At 32.2% G+C, this 15293-nt stretch carries 15 protein-coding genes; 12 read left to right on the forward strand and 3 right to left on the reverse strand.

Annotation, left to right across the window (positions count from 1 at the left end; genetic code table 11):
* Positions 1-8: 8 nt before the first annotated feature.
* Both deoB and AB1J10_RS10415 read left to right on the forward strand, forming a co-directional pair.
* A complete protein-coding gene (deoB, locus tag AB1J10_RS10410; protein ID WP_070657397.1) occupies positions 9-1196 on the forward strand; it encodes a phosphopentomutase in 1188 nt (395 codons plus the stop codon).
* Positions 1193-1546, forward strand: a complete 354-nt coding sequence (locus AB1J10_RS10415; RefSeq protein ID WP_046207736.1) for a DoxX family protein — start codon at positions 1193-1195, stop codon at positions 1544-1546. Before deoB ends, AB1J10_RS10415 begins: the two co-directional genes overlap by 4 nt.
* 791 nt (positions 1547-2337) lie before the next feature.
* On the opposite strand, the gene AB1J10_RS10420 is transcribed toward AB1J10_RS10415, so the two are convergent.
* The gene (locus AB1J10_RS10420) at positions 2338-2808 is read right to left on the reverse strand and encodes an S-ribosylhomocysteine lyase (protein WP_046207737.1); all 471 of its coding nucleotides are present in this window, start codon (positions 2806-2808) and stop codon (positions 2338-2340) included.
* Between the two features lie 252 nt (positions 2809-3060).
* Here AB1J10_RS10420 and AB1J10_RS10425 point away from each other — a divergent pair, with 252 nt between their 5' ends.
* From AB1J10_RS10425 to AB1J10_RS10435, 3 genes are all read left to right on the forward strand, one after another.
* On the forward strand, positions 3061-4245 hold the full coding sequence (locus AB1J10_RS10425; protein ID WP_107360112.1) for a M20 family metallopeptidase: 1185 nt from the start codon (positions 3061-3063) through the stop codon (positions 4243-4245).
* On the forward strand, positions 4242-5435 hold the full coding sequence (ldmS, locus tag AB1J10_RS10430; RefSeq protein ID WP_064209835.1) for an L-aspartate--L-methionine ligase LdmS: 1194 nt from the start codon (positions 4242-4244) through the stop codon (positions 5433-5435). The genes AB1J10_RS10425 and ldmS overlap by 4 nt, the downstream gene beginning before the upstream one ends.
* 164 nt (positions 5436-5599) lie before the next feature.
* Complete coding sequence (locus AB1J10_RS10435; RefSeq protein ID WP_070039528.1) at positions 5600-6265, forward strand: DUF2750 domain-containing protein; 666 nt, start codon at positions 5600-5602, stop codon at positions 6263-6265.
* A gap of 141 nt (positions 6266-6406) precedes the next feature.
* On the opposite strand, the gene coaW is transcribed toward AB1J10_RS10435, so the two are convergent.
* Positions 6407-7207 carry a type II pantothenate kinase gene (coaW, locus tag AB1J10_RS10440; RefSeq protein WP_046207741.1) on the reverse strand — a complete coding sequence of 267 codons (801 nt, stop codon included), beginning with the start codon at positions 7205-7207 and terminating at the stop codon, positions 6407-6409.
* Positions 7208-7298: 91 nt separating this feature from the next.
* Between coaW and AB1J10_RS10445 the strand changes: the two genes are divergently transcribed.
* From AB1J10_RS10445 to AB1J10_RS10460, 4 genes are all read left to right on the forward strand, one after another.
* Complete coding sequence (locus AB1J10_RS10445; RefSeq protein WP_046207742.1) at positions 7299-7664, forward strand: VOC family protein; 366 nt, start codon at positions 7299-7301, stop codon at positions 7662-7664.
* An 86-nt stretch (positions 7665-7750) separates the two neighbouring features.
* Complete coding sequence (locus tag AB1J10_RS10450; protein WP_107391366.1) at positions 7751-8611, forward strand: GNAT family N-acetyltransferase; 861 nt, start codon at positions 7751-7753, stop codon at positions 8609-8611.
* 115 nt (positions 8612-8726) lie between these two features.
* The gene (gene rpoE / locus AB1J10_RS10455; RefSeq protein WP_019468279.1) at positions 8727-9269 is read left to right on the forward strand and encodes a DNA-directed RNA polymerase subunit delta; all 543 of its coding nucleotides are present in this window, start codon (positions 8727-8729) and stop codon (positions 9267-9269) included.
* A 325-nt stretch (positions 9270-9594) separates the two neighbouring features.
* Positions 9595-11205, forward strand: a complete 1611-nt coding sequence (locus AB1J10_RS10460; protein WP_046207744.1) for a CTP synthase — start codon at positions 9595-9597, stop codon at positions 11203-11205.
* 104 nt (positions 11206-11309) lie between these two features.
* On the opposite strand, the gene AB1J10_RS10465 is transcribed toward AB1J10_RS10460, so the two are convergent.
* Positions 11310-11831, reverse strand: coding sequence for a DUF2529 family protein (locus tag AB1J10_RS10465; protein ID WP_046207745.1), 522 nt, complete (start codon positions 11829-11831; stop codon positions 11310-11312).
* Between the two features lie 220 nt (positions 11832-12051).
* Here AB1J10_RS10465 and fdaB point away from each other — a divergent pair, with 220 nt between their 5' ends.
* The 3 genes from fdaB to AB1J10_RS10480 all read left to right on the forward strand — a co-directional run bounded on the left by fdaB (position 12052) and on the right by AB1J10_RS10480 (position 14944).
* Positions 12052-12912: a class IIb fructose-bisphosphate aldolase FdaB gene (gene fdaB / locus AB1J10_RS10470; protein WP_046207746.1), complete on the forward strand. Its 861-nt coding sequence runs from the start codon at positions 12052-12054 to the stop codon at positions 12910-12912.
* Positions 12913-13273: 361 nt separating this feature from the next.
* Positions 13274-14533 (forward strand): UDP-N-acetylglucosamine 1-carboxyvinyltransferase, encoded by a 1260-nt coding sequence (locus tag AB1J10_RS10475; protein ID WP_046207747.1) that lies wholly within the window; start codon positions 13274-13276, stop codon positions 14531-14533.
* An 87-nt stretch (positions 14534-14620) separates the two neighbouring features.
* Complete coding sequence (locus AB1J10_RS10480; protein WP_046207748.1) at positions 14621-14944, forward strand: winged helix-turn-helix transcriptional regulator; 324 nt, start codon at positions 14621-14623, stop codon at positions 14942-14944.
* Positions 14945-15293 lie beyond the last annotated feature (349 nt).

The raw sequence follows: 15293 nt of genomic DNA on the forward strand, positions 1-15293 counted from the left end.
ATGGAATGATGACTATACCATTTAAAAGGGTACATTTAATTGTCATGGATTCAGTGGGTATAGGCGAAGGGCCTGATGCAAAAGCATTTAATGATGAAGGCAGTCACACTTTGAAGCATACGCTTGAAGGTTTTGATAAATCATTACCTAATTTACAAAGGTTAGGTCTAGGTAATATCGCTGCATTACCTAATGTCGAAAAAGTGTCTAAACCAGAAGCGTTTTATACTAAGATGAGTGAAGCTTCTGTAGGTAAGGATACGATGACGGGCCATTGGGAAATTATGGGCTTAAATATTATGCAACCTTTTAAAGTTTATCCTGATGGATTTCCACAAGAATTAATCAGTGAAATTGAAACGATGACAGGTCGAAAAGTAGTTGCAAACAGACCAGCTTCTGGTACACAAATTATTGATGAGTGGGGAGAGCATCAGATGAAAACTGGAGACCTGATTGTCTATACATCAGCAGATCCAGTACTTCAAATTGCGGCACATGAAGATATTATTCCACTCGAAGAATTGTATGATATTTGTGAAAAAGTAAGAGAACTAACTAAAGATCCAAAATATTTAATTGGTCGAATCATTGCACGACCATATGTAGGTGAACCAGGTGCTTTTACAAGAACTTCTAATCGACATGATTATGCGTTAAAACCATTTGGACGAACAGTGATGAATGAGTTGAAAGAGAATCAATTTGATGTGATTGCATTAGGAAAAATCAATGACATTTATGATGGTGAAGGTGTTACTGAAGCAATTCGAACAAAAAGCAATATGGATGGCATGGATAAGCTCATAGAAACTGTACAACGTGAATTTAAGGGGTTAAGTTTCTTGAATTTAGTGGATTTTGACGCTCTGTATGGACATCGACGTGATAAAAATGGATATGCTGAGGCATTGAAAGATTTTGATGAGCGTTTACCAGAACTTATCAAACATCTTAAAGATGACGACTTAGTAATCATTACTGCAGACCACGGCAATGATCCTACGGCACCGGGGACAGATCATACAAGAGAATACATCCCAGTCCTAATGTTTAGTCCTAAAATAAAAGATTACCATGAACTATCTACGGACGATACTTTTAGCTCTATAGGTGCTACAATTGCGGATAATTTTGACGTTACATTACCAGAATTTGGTCGAAGCTATTTAAAAGAAATGGGTGTCGATAAATGAAGCGGTTATTAAGCTTGATTTTAGGCTGTGGCTTCATGATTATTGGTGTCTTACATTTTAAACATGAGTCACGTTTTAGAAAAATTGTACCTGAATATTTACCACTTAGAAAATCTGCGGTTATTATTTCGGGTGTAGTCGAAATAATTTTTGGCTTGCTTTTAATAGTTAATAGACCTGGCCAATGTCTCAAGAAAATGATTAATATGTTTTTATTAGCAGTATTGCCTGCAAATATTTATATGGCAAGAAAAAAATTGCCACTAGGCGATAAACAACTACCAAATAGTTTGTTATACAGTCGAATCCCACTTCAATTTGTCTTAATAAAAATCGTGAACAAACTATAAAGTGAACAATCAATAGTTGCGTGACTGGATATACATTATAAAGCGCCATGGTTAGAATGCTCTGATTATAGACTAAACGCCAATTTCTATTAAATTAATATAGAAATTGGCGTTTTCTATGTTTTATATATCATAGTTATGGTGTAAACTGGAAAAAACAAAACTTAAACGATAACATCATTTCTTTTAAAAATAGAGTTTTATAGCTGAGTCGAAACATGCGGACAGCCAAGGTAACCTTATAATTTGAGCGGTTGCATGTTCAAACTTTACAAAAATATATTTCTGATAAACATAAACGTTTAAAAATGAAAAAATATAAAAAATACCATTTTTCAATTTTGTTTTAATTATCATTAGCGCATTGAGTTACTACTTTTTTATATTAAATGCCATTAATACAAAGAAATAAAGATTCTAATATGGACTTGTTTTTAAAGTGTTTTAATGTGAAATTACATATAAATACGTTGTATTTTGGCGAGACGCTTGAGGGAACGGAACAATCTGAAAACGACAGGCTGAAGTCTTCCTCTTAAGCAAGCGAGCCAACAATAATACGCCGCAGTATTGAATAATAAAGAAGCACGCAGATGTATTAATTAAATCATCTGCGTGCTATTTTTCTAGGTTTTATGTCTCAGATTCTTGTGTATTTTGACATTAGATGATAACGATTCAAATCAAGCATCTTTTTAAATAAATTAGAATATTGTCAGTGCTTATTCAAAAATAGTTACTTATATTTTGAATTTGATTTTTGTATCTTATTTTACAACGGTAATAAGATATTATTTGCCTTCGCCATAAATATCATGCCATTGATTCTTTTTATCTAAAAATGCTTGTGCAATTTCTTTGGCACCTTCTAATGAATGGCTAGCAGCCCAACCACATTGTACTTCATTACATGCTGGAACTTCTGTAGCAGATAATACATCTTGAAGTGTTTGTTCAATTATACTTAACACATCATCATAATCACTATGATTGATAAAAGATACGTAAAAACCAGTTTGACAACCCATTGGACTTATATCAACAACTTTATCTGAATGATTTCTAATATTTTCAGCCATTAAATGTTCAAGTGAGTGCAAACCAGGCATTTCCATATGTTCTTTGTTTGGTTGTTTAAAACGAATGTCATATTTATGGATAACATCTCCATTAGCACCTTCCATTTTACCTGCAAGTCGAACAAATGGTGCTACTACTTTGGTATGATCTAAATTAAAACTTTCAACGTTCATTTTTGGCATGTGATGTCCTCCTAAAATAATAATTATCATAATTGTAACAAGACGTAACGCTATTTACAATTTCTATAAATTTTAGAAAACACAACTAAACATCATTTTTTAAAATTTCAGAAAAATAATGACAGAATTAATCAAAACGGATAGAATAAGTAATAATAAAAATGTATTTTGCACATTTAGTATTAAATATGCTTTATTTATAAGTTTTATAATACGTGTAAAATGTTGTAGTACAAGGGAGTTGTATTGAAAATGACACATGAACAAATCATATTAGATTATATAGAAAATGAAAAATTAACATACATAGAATTGAGTCACCTTATTCATCAAAGACCTGAATTAGGTAATGAAGAAATATTTGCTTCAAGAACGTTAATTGAAGATTTAGAGAAGCATGGGTTTGAAGTTGAAACAAATATTGCAGGTTATGCTACGGGTTTCATTGCACGTTATGATTCAGACATCGACGGTCCAACCATTGGATTTTTAGCAGAATATGATGCTTTACCAGGTCTAGGGCATGCCTGTGGTCATAATATTATAGGCACGGCAAGTACATTTGCTGGTATAGCTTTGAAGCAAGTGATTGAACAAACAGGTGGAAAAGTAGTAATACTTGGTTGTCCAGCCGAAGAGGGTGGTGTCAATGGTAGCGCAAAAGCTGCTTACGTTAAAGAAGGTATTGTAGATGAAATGGATGTTGCTTTAATGATACATCCCGGAAATGAAACTTACAAAACAATTAACACATTAGCGGTAGATGTTTTAGACATTAAATTTTATGGTAAAAGTACACATGCGTCTGAGAATGCTGAAGAAGCAAGAAATGCTCTAGATGCAATGATTACATATTTTAATGGCGTGGCTCAGCTAAGACAGCATATCAAAAAAAGTCAAAAGGTTCATGGTGTTATATTAGATGGTGGAAAAGCTGCTAATATTATCCCAGACTACACACATGCGCGCTTTTATACACGTGCAACATCTCGTAAAGAATTGGATATTTTAACTGATAGAGTAGGGCAAATTGCAAAAGGAGCCGCGATTCAAACGGGATGTGACTATGAATTTGGTCCCATACAAAATGGTGTTAATGAATTTATTAAAACGCCCAAATTAGATGATTTATTTGCAAAATATGCTACGAAAATGGGAGAGGCAGTGATAGATGATGATTTTGGTTTTGGCTCGACAGATACGGGTAATGTAAGTCACGTTGTACCAACGATTCATCCTCATATTAAAATAGGTTCTAGAAATTTAGTGGGACATACACATCGTTTTCGAGAGGCGGCAGGAAGTGCCCATGGAGATCAAGCTTTAATAAGAGGTGCTAAAATCCTTGCATTAATGGGATTAGAATTAATAGAAAATCAAGCAGAACTTAATGAAATAGTTGAACAGCACCAATATATAAAGGGGAACAAAAAATGAAAAAACTAAGTACTCAACACCCTAAATTAACACTTAGTGATTTATACAATGATGATGTCGTATATACTTCTAGACCATCTTATATTTCCAATCCATGGTTAGAACCAGAGGAACATCAATCTAATTTTTTGACTGGTAGGGAATTGATTATAGCTGATCAAATGCCTGTTATTGTGCATCAAGCAAGTGTCACAAAGAAATTGGAAAGGTTATTGGAATTGATTGGCAAACCAATGCCGACCAATATCTATACTTTTTATGATCAAACTTCGTACGAAAAAACAATAAAAAAACTTGCCAAACAAGACAATAAACGCATTTATTTTCAATATATTCATAGTGAATCTATTTTAGAAAAAGAATATTACGCAATGGATAAAGATATTTTTGTTGCATTAAATAATAAAGCACGCATTCCAGAATGGACGAATCAAAAATATTTACCTGCACGTGAAGTGGTAAAAGTAGAAGCGTTTGAAGATGCGATTACAAACTGGACGTTTCCTTTTGTCTTGAAGCCTGGTGATGACTTACCAACTGCAGGCGGTTATGGCGTGATGATATGTTATGACGATGAGGACTTGATTAAAGCAAAATCACGTATTGAACAAGCAAAAGATGAGACTGACACAATTATTATCGAACAAAAAATTCAGGAAATAGCTAATTATTGCGTGCAATTTGCATGTGAAAAAGAAGGGGATATTCACTATATAGGTACATCAGAGCAAATTACAGACAAATATGGACATTATAGTGGTAATCAAAATGTACATGATGTGCCTGAATCAGTCATTCAAGCAGGCAAAGAAATCATGGAAATAGGTGTGTCGAAAGGTTATTTTGGCATTGCGGGTTTTGATTTACTTATAGATGAGCACGGTGATATATTTGCGATTGATTTAAATTTTAGACAAAATGGCTCAACAAGCATGCTTTTATTAGATCCATTAATTCAGTCTGGATATCAAAAGTTTTATAGTTATATTGCACCTCATGATAATGAACATTTCTTCCAAACAATTATAAAATATGTTCGTAAGGGTTGCTTGTTTCCGCTATCATATTATGATGGTGATTGGTATAATAATGAAAACGTTCCTTCAAGATTTGCATGTATTTGGCATGGACAGTCTCAAGAACAAGTGGATAAACTAGAACAACAATTTTTAAAAGAATTAAAAATATAATCAGTAATATAGGAAAAATTCAGTTAATAGGATTTGTTAACTTAGTTTATTGTTTAGATATATTAAAATTTTAATATTTATTGTATGACGTTAATTGACTATAGTATTATACTCATTTATATTTTAAATATAGTTAAATATTTTAATGAATTGAAGGTGTGATTATGTCTTATAAAGCAAGTTCATTTTTTCAAGATATTCTGGTAAATGAATATTTTTATATAGCAACAAAGTCAAAACAACTAATTAGACATGAAATTTTAGGGAAAGACGTCATTTGTGTTTGGACTCAAAAAGAAACAGCTGAAACATTCTTAAATAAACATGACACCGATTATGATAAGATTAAAAAAATTGATATTGATCGTTTCGTAACATATGAAATGGATGATGTGTTTGCAGAAGGTGAAGAAGTGTTGATGAATGCTTCATCTCAGACAGATGGTGATTTAGTAAATATTATTGATTTTACAAATGAATTGATGTCAGATTTAGATGAAATTCGTCTCAAAGAATTTGTTATTGATGTAGCAGAAGAAGATGCTGTATTTGGTTTAACTAATAAAGATGCCAAACAATTCATTATGATTAGTGATGATGAGCATCAAAAACCACATATTATGCCGGTGTGGAGTATTAGAAATAGGGCAGAAAAAGTAAGAAATGAAGATTTTGAAGAATGCGATATTATTGAAATAGAAGGTGAAGTCTTCGCAGAATGGTTAGATACTTTAAGAGATGATGACAAAGCAGTAGCGATTGATTTGAAATCAGGCGTTGTAGGTACCGTAGTCTCAGCTCAGAAAGTATTAGATCAATTACCGTTTTAATATAATCGAATACAAGCACTGTTGGAAGTAATTATTCCGTTTGAATGAATAGTGATATTCAAACGGAATAATTACGTTCATTTTTTACCATGACATAAGTAAAGAAAAAACAATTCTTTACATTTATGTCATGGTATTTTTTTAACTTAAATGAATTGCGCCTAGTGCACCGGAAAAGGCACCGTGTTCAATATAAAATGGTTTAAAACCACGTAATACCGTATAATCTTTAACAACTTCTTTAAGTAAATGATTATTGTGGAACGAAGAACCGATATAAGCTACGTTTTCTGTACCATATTCTCTCGCTACTGTAATAGACATCGTAGTAATGACTTCTCCCACGACACCAATCAATGAAGCTAATTTGTCAGAATCTGAAAAATCCTTGTCTAAATTATGTAACACATGACCGAAATTAGCAGCAGTTAAATCTCCTGAAATTGGAGGTTCACTATCTTTATAGATATGTTTTACTTTTAAATCAATAAATTCGCGATCTCCTTTTTGGGCAGTATCTGTCAATTGTTTGTAATCTTTTAATCCAGTTAATAAATAACCCAAACCTTGTATCATACCACCGCCTGTACCGACACCACCAACACGTTGTTGTTCTTTGCCATTTGAATAATGCAATGATGTTCCAGTACCAACATTAGTAAAAATATAATTATCTAAATGATGACCTTGTTCTTCTAACAAGAGTTCTAAGCCTTTTGCAGCAGCATCAAACTCTACAAAAATACGAGATTCACAATTTAAACTATTTTGAATTGTCCCAGCTTGCCCCCCTGTTAAACTAATACTTTCACAAGATTGTTGTTCCAACCATTCAATGACGTCATTTATTTCAGTAGTTAATTTTGTAGTATATTGTCGTTTACCATTATCATCTTGAACAATTTTTATAAGTGTTCCGCCGGCATCAATGCCTATTTTCATCTGTGTACCTCCTAAAAAATTTACATTATAACTTATATTATAATAAAATGAGGGAAAATCAAATATAGAAAATTAGAAAGGAATGGTTTTAATGAAATTAAGCCCTTTTATTAAAGTAGATGATGTAGAACAAGCATTAACATTTTATAAAAATGCGTTTGGTGGTAGCGAAAAAATATTAAACGAAACAAACGGTAAAACTTTACACGCGGAGCTCCATATTAATGAAACAGTTGTATTACATATTTCCAGCACATATGGACGGGAATGGAGCAATGACAACACAAATATAATTTTAACTTTCGACGATTTGGAAACTCAAAAACAAGTATATGATAAATTAAGCGAAGCGGGAGACGCACATATGCCTCTGTCTAAAACATTTTTTAATGCGATGCATGGACAAGTGAAAGACCAATTTGAAGTCAACTGGCTCATGAATTGTTTCTTAGACTAATAAGACAAAATGTTCAACTTTCGATTATACTAGTGTAAAAGTGGTATTAATAACTAATAAAAGTTAAACACAATAGGGGATATAATATGTTTATTAATGAAACGTTTGAAAATATTACAATACAAGTTTTTGAAGAAAAATATAAATCAGCTGTTTGTCATTTTAAATTAAGTGAGCGCCAACAGATATATTCTTCATTGCCAAAAGATGTGCTTAGTGATGCGTTGAAGGATAACGACCGAGTAGCTAATATTGCTTTGAATGATGAAGGAGAAGTAGTAGGTTTTTTTGTCTTACATCAATATTATCAACATGAAGGCTACGATACACCTAAACAAGTTATATATGTTCGTTCTTTATCTGTAAACGAAGATTTTCAAGGGTTTGGGTATGGTACAAAAATGATGATGTATTTGCCACAATATGTTCAAAAGTTATTTCCAAACTTTAATCATTTATACTTAGTTGTAGATGCGGAAAATAAAGGTGCATGGAATGTATATGAACGTGCAGGTTTTATGCATGCTGCCACAAAAGAAGAAGGCCCGATTGGCAAAGAACGTCTATATTATTTAGATTTAGATTCTAAACATGTATCTTCTTTAAAGCTAACAGCAAATGGAGATACATCACCTTATGATGTGCATATTATTGATATGATGAAAGACGATAATAAGGTAGGTTTTATAGCAATTGAGCAACATGAACAGCGTATGAATATTAATTCAATTGAAGTTGATAAAGCAGAGAGACATAACGGTATAGCGGAAAGTGCATTGAGACAATTACCTACATATATTCGAAAACATTTTGAAGGTATAAAACTAATAACGATTACACTTTATGGGGAAAATAATGAATTAAAACCACTATGTATAAACAGTAATTTTGTTGAAATTGAAAAGGCAGAAGATTTTTCTGTTTTTGAAAAATATATTAATTATTAATAGTGTTTGCGAAATCAGGGATTGTCATTTATAATTTACTTTTGTTATTATTACTTAAGATGAATAGTACTGATTTGGATAAATGCATAAATGCCTCTGAAAGGAAGAATAAATAATGAGAATTCAAGATTACACTAAAGAAATGGTTGACGAGAAATCATTTATTGATATGGCCTACACATTATTACTTGAAAAAGGCGATACAATGAACTTATATGATATTATTGACGAATTTAAAGCTTTAGGTCATTACGAAGACCACGAAATTGAAAATAGAATTGTTCAATTCTATACAGACTTAAACACAGATGGTCGTTTCCTAAATGTTGGAGAAAACATATGGGGCTTACGTGATTGGTATTCAGTTGCCGATATTGAAGAAAAAATAGCACCAACTATCCAAAAATTCGACATTTTAGACGATGACGATGAAGAAGATAAAACATTAAAATTACTTGGTGAAGATGAGGCAGACGACGATGATGACATCCCAGCAGTCACTGATGACCAAGAGACAATCGAAGAACCTGATGAAGAAGAAGTTGACGAAGAGATTCCTGAAAATGAAATCGTTATTGATGAAGACGATGACGAAGATGAAGATTTAGAAGAAGACGAAGATGAATATGATGAAGAGGAAGAAGACGAAGAAAATTAATCAATAATCTATCAATATTCATTTGACTTTTTCTGCGAAAATGATAAAATTTTATTCGGGCTCCTTTAATTAGGACGACGTGTATAAATGTTATACGCTCCCCCTTGCAAATGCTGTGAGAGGGAGCGATTTTTTTATTTAAATGACTATACAAATTTTATAAAATTTTAATTTATGACGTTATTTTTAGTGAATATAATGACATTTAAAAATTATAACGCTTAGACGTTTACATAAATTATAACTATTTCAATGATTAATGAAACATGCCATAAATTTTTGTTGGTATTGTGGGAATGACTGTTTTAATAATAGGAGGCAGAAAATGACAAAATTTATTTTTGTAACTGGTGGGGTTGTATCTTCACTAGGTAAAGGTATCACAGCAGCATCTTTAGGACGTTTATTAAAAGATAGAGGATTAAAAGTTACAATACAAAAATTTGATCCCTATTTAAATGTTGACCCAGGTACAATGAGTCCATACCAACACGGTGAAGTATTTGTTACTGATGATGGTGCGGAAACAGATTTAGACTTAGGACATTATGAAAGATTTATTGACATTAATTTAAATAAGTATTCAAATGTTACTGCTGGTAAAGTTTATTCACATGTTTTGAAAAAAGAACGCCGTGGTGATTATCTAGGTGGTACGGTTCAAGTAATTCCTCATATTACAAATGAAATTAAAGAGCGTTTACTTTTAGCAGGAGAAAGTACGAATGCTGATGTAGTTATTACTGAAATTGGCGGTACTACTGGAGATATTGAATCATTACCATTTATAGAAGCGATTAGACAAATTCGTAGTGACTTGGGTCGTGAAAACGTCATGTACGTACATTGTACACTTTTACCATTTATAAAAGCTGCCGGTGAAATGAAAACAAAACCCACACAACATAGTGTTAAAGAACTTCGTGGGTTGGGTATTCAACCAGACTTAATCGTAGTACGTACAGAATATGAATTAACACAAGATTTAAAAGATAAAATTGCTTTATTCTGTGATATTAACAAAGAAAGTGTCATTGAATGTCGCGATGCAGATTCACTTTATGAAATTCCATTACAATTAAGTAAGCAGGACATGGATGATATTGTAATTCAACGCTTAGAACTTAACGCTAAGTATGAAACTCAGTTAGACGAATGGCAGTATTTACTAGATACAGTAAACAGTTTAGATGGCAAAATAACTATCGGCTTAGTTGGTAAATATGTAAGTCTTCAAGATGCTTATTTATCAGTAGTTGAATCGTTAAAACATGCAGGTTATCCATTTAAAAAGGATATTGAAGTTAAGTGGATAGATTCTAGTGAGGTAACTGATGAAAATGTACATGATATACTGAATGATGTTGATGGCATTTTAGTTCCTGGTGGATTTGGATTCAGAGCAAGTGAAGGAAAAATATCCGCTATCAAATACGCGAGAGAGAATAATGTACCATACTTCGGTATCTGCTTAGGAATGCAACTTGCTACAGTAGAGTTTGCAAGAAATGTACTTGGCTTAGAAAATGCACATTCTGCAGAATTAGATCCCTCAACGCCACATCCGATCATTGACCTATTGCCCGAACAGAAAGACATTGAAGATTTAGGTGGTACGTTAAGATTAGGGCTATACCCATGTCATATTAAAGAAGGAACTTTAGCGCATAAAATCTATGACGCAGTAGATATAGAAGAAAGACATCGTCATCGTTATGAGTTCAATAATGAATATAGAGATCAACTAGAAGAAAAAGGTATGATTTTCTCTGGAACTAGTCCAGACGGTAGATTGATTGAAATGGTAGAAATTCCTGAAAATGATTTCTTCGTTGCATGTCAATTTCATCCAGAATTCTTATCTAGACCTAATCGACCACAACCTATATTCAAAGCATTTGTAGAAGCATCATTGAATCATCAACAAACAAAGTAAATATTGATTAAAAAGGCTGAAACGATGACATTCGTTTCAGCCTTTTTAAAGTTAGTTTGTTTATTAAATTAGATGAGATATGAAGAATAATAGTGATTTAGATGTTAAAGATTTAAATCTCTAACCATTTCAACCATTTGTGTATATATATCATAATAAATGTAGTTGAATGCAATTGGATGTGGTATAACAATTTTATCGTAATCTTCGGTATACACAATAGGTCTTGGTGTACTTAGATTAACAAAATGAAATAAATGATCTGGAAAATTTCCTGTTTTTGGTTTATTACAAATTAAGACAAAGTCTACATCATTTGCAATTAATGACTTAACATCATTTTCAACATTCTCAGTATAGTAAGGGGAAAAAAGAAACACTCTATCTGTTGTGTCAATATCTTCGAATGTATTAAGTGAGGATAATGCAACACTAGATTCTAACTTTTCATTACTATTTAAAATGTAATTTTCAAAAAAATTCAAGTCCCCATAACCTTTAACAAACACATTACCTTCTCCACCTATTGCTTGAATTAAGCATTGAGCTGCCATTTGAATATCTAAATCTTGTGCTTCAATTCGATTGAAAACACCATTTAATTGTGTGTTTAAAATTTTAGACATATATGTACCTCCGATCTATTCACTCAACTTATTTTAAATAATGATAGAAAATATTGCAATTTTATATAAAAATATGAATGCTAAAGACTGATTTAAATGGAATAAATTAAAAAAATAAATTAAAAACGCTTACAAATGAATAGAAGAATGCAAATTGTTTGGGATTTTGATATAATTAAATTGTAAAAATATGTGCTCAATGCACTAAGGAGGAACTTTCATGCCTTTAGTTTCAATGAAAGAAATGTTAATCGATGCAAAAGAAAATGGTTATGCGGTTGGCCAATACAACTTAAATAACTTAGAATTTACACAAGCGATATTGGAAGCTTCACAAGAAGAAAATGCTCCAGTTATTTTAGGAGTTTCTGAAGGTGCAGCACGTTATATGGGTGGATTCTATACAGTAGTTAAAATGGTAGAAGGATTAATGCACGATAAAGAAATTTCGATTCCAGTTGCAATTCACTTAGACCATGGTTCAAGTTTTGATAAATGTAAAGAAGCTATCGATGCTGGATTTACATCAGTTATGATTGATGCTTCTCATGAGTCATTTGAAGATAACGTAGCAATTACATCAAAAGTAGTTGAATATGCTCACGAACATGGCGTATCGGTAGAAGCTGAATTAGGTACAGTAGGTGGACAAGAAGACGATGTTGTTGCTGAAGGTGTTATTTATGCAGATCCTAAAGAATGTCAAGAGCTTGTTGAAAGAACAGGTATTGATACTTTAGCACCAGCGTTAGGTTCAGTTCACGGACCGTATAAAGGTGAACCAAAATTAGGATTTAAAGAAATGGAAGAAATTGGTGCTTCAACTGGCTTACCATTAGTATTACATGGTGGAACTGGTATCCCAACTAAAGATATTCAAAAAGCGATTCCATTTGGCACTGCAAAAATAAATGTTAATACAGAAAATCAAATTGCTTCTGCAAAAGCAGTACGTGAAGCTTTAGACAATGATAAAGAAATGTATGATCCTCGTAAGTATTTAGGACCAGCACGTGAAGCGATTAAAACAACAGTAGTGGGTAAAATTAAAGAGTTTGGTACATCAAATAGAGCTAAATAATCTGCCTATAATAGAAAGATGCATATTTTAAAGTAATCTTGATGATTCAATCGGTAAGGCTGTGACAATTTTTAATGTCGCAGTCTTATTTTTTTATGTTATAATCTATGAGCGTTAAAATTAAGCAAATTGAAATATCAACATAAATTTTAAACAGAAATAAGATAAATAAGATTTGAACCCTATTAAATCGGGAATAAAAATATCATTATAGTATACATAAAAGTGAAGCAATACATAATTTAAAATTAAAAAAGTTTTGTTTCATTGGTGTGTTTTGCAAACTTCATTTTTTTACTTTATAATGCAAATAATGTAATTAAATTGAAATACTGATTGAAAGGCAAAGGAGATCAAGCGAATGGCTCAAGAAGTAATAAAAATTAGAGGCGGTCAAACACTAAAAGGTGAAGTTAATAATCATGGTGCAAAAAATAGTGCTGTAGCAATCATTCCAGCTACAATTCTAGCGGAAGATAAAGTTACAATAGAAGGGTTACCACAAATCTCAGATGTTGAAACGCTAGTGAGTTTATTAGGTGATTTGAATATTGATGCAAAGCTAGACGGCACGACACTTGAAGTTGATCCGAATGAAATTGAAAATGCTCCATTACCTAATAATAAAGTAGAATCACTACGTGCTTCATATTATATGATGGGGGCAATGTTAGGTAGATTTAAAAAATGTGTAATTGGGTTGCCTGGCGGTTGTCCATTAGGTCCACGACCGATTGATCAACACATCAAGGGTTTTAAAGCATTAGGAGCGCATGTTGATGAATCCAGTGAAACATCTATGAAAATTGAAGCTGATCGTTTAATAGGTGCTAATATATTTTTAGATATCGTTAGTGTAGGTGCAACGATTAATATTATGTTGGCAGCAGTACGAGCTGAAGGACAAACTGTAATTGAAAACGCAGCGAAAGAACCAGAAGTGGTTGATGTAGCTAACTTCTTAACAAGTTTAGGCGCTAATATTAAAGGTGCTGGTACAAGTACAATCAAAATAAAAGGTGTTGAGCATTTACATGGATCACATCATCAAGTGATACCAGATAGAATTGAAGCAGGAACTTATATGTGTATTGCCGCAGCTTGTGGTGAAGATATTGTGATTAATAATATTATCCCTACCCATGTTGAGCCATTAACTGTTAAGTTGAAAGAACTTGGTGTAAACATAAATGTTGGTGATGATAGTGTAACGATTAAGAGAAGTACACCATATTCTAGTGTAGATATTAAAACATTAGTATACCCAGGTTTTGCTACAGATTTACAACAACCTATTACGCCATTATTATTTATGGCTGATGGAGTTTCTTTTGTGACTGAAACAATCTATCCAGCTCGATTCAAGCATGTCGAAGAACTTAAAAATATGGGTGCTAATATTACATCAGATAATGGTACTGCAACAATCAAACCATCTAAATTAACAGGCGCAGAAGTATACGCGAGTGATTTACGTGCAGGTGCTTGTCTAATTGTAGCTGGCTTATTAGCTGAAGGTGTTACTACAATTTATAATGTAAAACATATTTATCGTGGTTATACTAATATTGTTAAAACACTAAAATCACTTGGAGCAGACATTTGGACTGAAAAAATATAAAACATGTGGTATAATAATTATACTGAATGTATAAAGTAAATTATAGTTTATGCAGTGGGGAAATATAATTGATATGAGGTGATGACCATGGAGGTTTGCCCTTATCTAGAAGAGACCTTTAAAATAGTAGGTAGAAGTTGGAACGGTCTTATCATTAATTACTTGTCTAGGTGCACGGAAAAATCTGCTCATTTTTCTGATATGAAACGTGATTTGAAAACAATTACGCCTCGTGCACTTAGCATAAAGCTCACAGACCTTAATGAATGGGGACTTGTAGAGAAAAAAATTATTTCTACTAGTCCTATGAACATTTTATATCAACTTACAGATAAAGGTGATGCCTTAGCATCGGCATTGGTTCCTATGGAAAAATGGGCCCAAGAATATATCGAGTTAGAAAGCGAATGATTTTAACTTTTTAATTTGACATTTTCATGTAATATTTTATTTGAATATGATTGTTATATCTAGTCTGTTTTTAACATACTAAGATTAGCTATAAAGAAATCTTTAATTAAAGATTTCTTTATAGCTTTTTTATTTATTGTCGAATCATCTAACCTTTAGTAGTGTTAAAATAATTTTGTTGATTAAGAGTGGATGTGCCGATTGACATGTCATGGTATGTTTAAATATTCTAAAAAAAGCAAAATTTTAAGGATATAAATGTTATTTCTAATTGATATATAACAAAATAATGCTATTATAACTATGCATAAATTTCAGGCTTAAAACCCTGTAATAACAACGTTTGCAA

The organism is Staphylococcus cohnii species complex 1663 (assembly GCF_041008415.1).
In the GTDB taxonomy this organism is placed as follows: Bacteria; Bacillota; Bacilli; order Staphylococcales; family Staphylococcaceae; genus Staphylococcus; species Staphylococcus ureilyticus.

Excerpts from the sequence above, each read along its gene's own strand:
- AB1J10_RS10435 (WP_070039528.1), top strand. The coding sequence starts at position 5,600 with ATGTCTTATAAAGCAAGTTCATTTTTTCAAGATATTCTGGTAAATGAA.
- AB1J10_RS10420 (WP_046207737.1), bottom strand. The coding sequence starts at position 2,808 with ATGCCAAAAATGAACGTTGAAAGTTTTAATTTAGATCATACCAAAGTA.
- AB1J10_RS10445 (WP_046207742.1), top strand. The coding sequence starts at position 7,299 with ATGAAATTAAGCCCTTTTATTAAAGTAGATGATGTAGAACAAGCATTA.
- AB1J10_RS10460 (WP_046207744.1), top strand. The coding sequence starts at position 9,595 with ATGACAAAATTTATTTTTGTAACTGGTGGGGTTGTATCTTCACTAGGT.
- AB1J10_RS10465 (WP_046207745.1), bottom strand. The coding sequence starts at position 11,831 with ATGTCTAAAATTTTAAACACACAATTAAATGGTGTTTTCAATCGAATT.
- AB1J10_RS10415 (WP_046207736.1), top strand. The coding sequence starts at position 1,193 with ATGAAGCGGTTATTAAGCTTGATTTTAGGCTGTGGCTTCATGATTATT.
- rpoE (WP_019468279.1), top strand. The coding sequence starts at position 8,727 with ATGAGAATTCAAGATTACACTAAAGAAATGGTTGACGAGAAATCATTT.
- AB1J10_RS10425 (WP_107360112.1), top strand. The coding sequence starts at position 3,061 with ATGACACATGAACAAATCATATTAGATTATATAGAAAATGAAAAATTA.
- ldmS (WP_064209835.1), top strand. The coding sequence starts at position 4,242 with ATGAAAAAACTAAGTACTCAACACCCTAAATTAACACTTAGTGATTTA.
- AB1J10_RS10475 (WP_046207747.1), top strand. The coding sequence starts at position 13,274 with ATGGCTCAAGAAGTAATAAAAATTAGAGGCGGTCAAACACTAAAAGGT.
- AB1J10_RS10450 (WP_107391366.1), top strand. The coding sequence starts at position 7,751 with ATGTTTATTAATGAAACGTTTGAAAATATTACAATACAAGTTTTTGAA.
- coaW (WP_046207741.1), bottom strand. The coding sequence starts at position 7,207 with ATGAAAATAGGCATTGATGCCGGCGGAACACTTATAAAAATTGTTCAA.
- fdaB (WP_046207746.1), top strand. The coding sequence starts at position 12,052 with ATGCCTTTAGTTTCAATGAAAGAAATGTTAATCGATGCAAAAGAAAAT.
- deoB (WP_070657397.1), top strand. The coding sequence starts at position 9 with ATGACTATACCATTTAAAAGGGTACATTTAATTGTCATGGATTCAGTG.
- AB1J10_RS10480 (WP_046207748.1), top strand. The coding sequence starts at position 14,621 with ATGGAGGTTTGCCCTTATCTAGAAGAGACCTTTAAAATAGTAGGTAGA.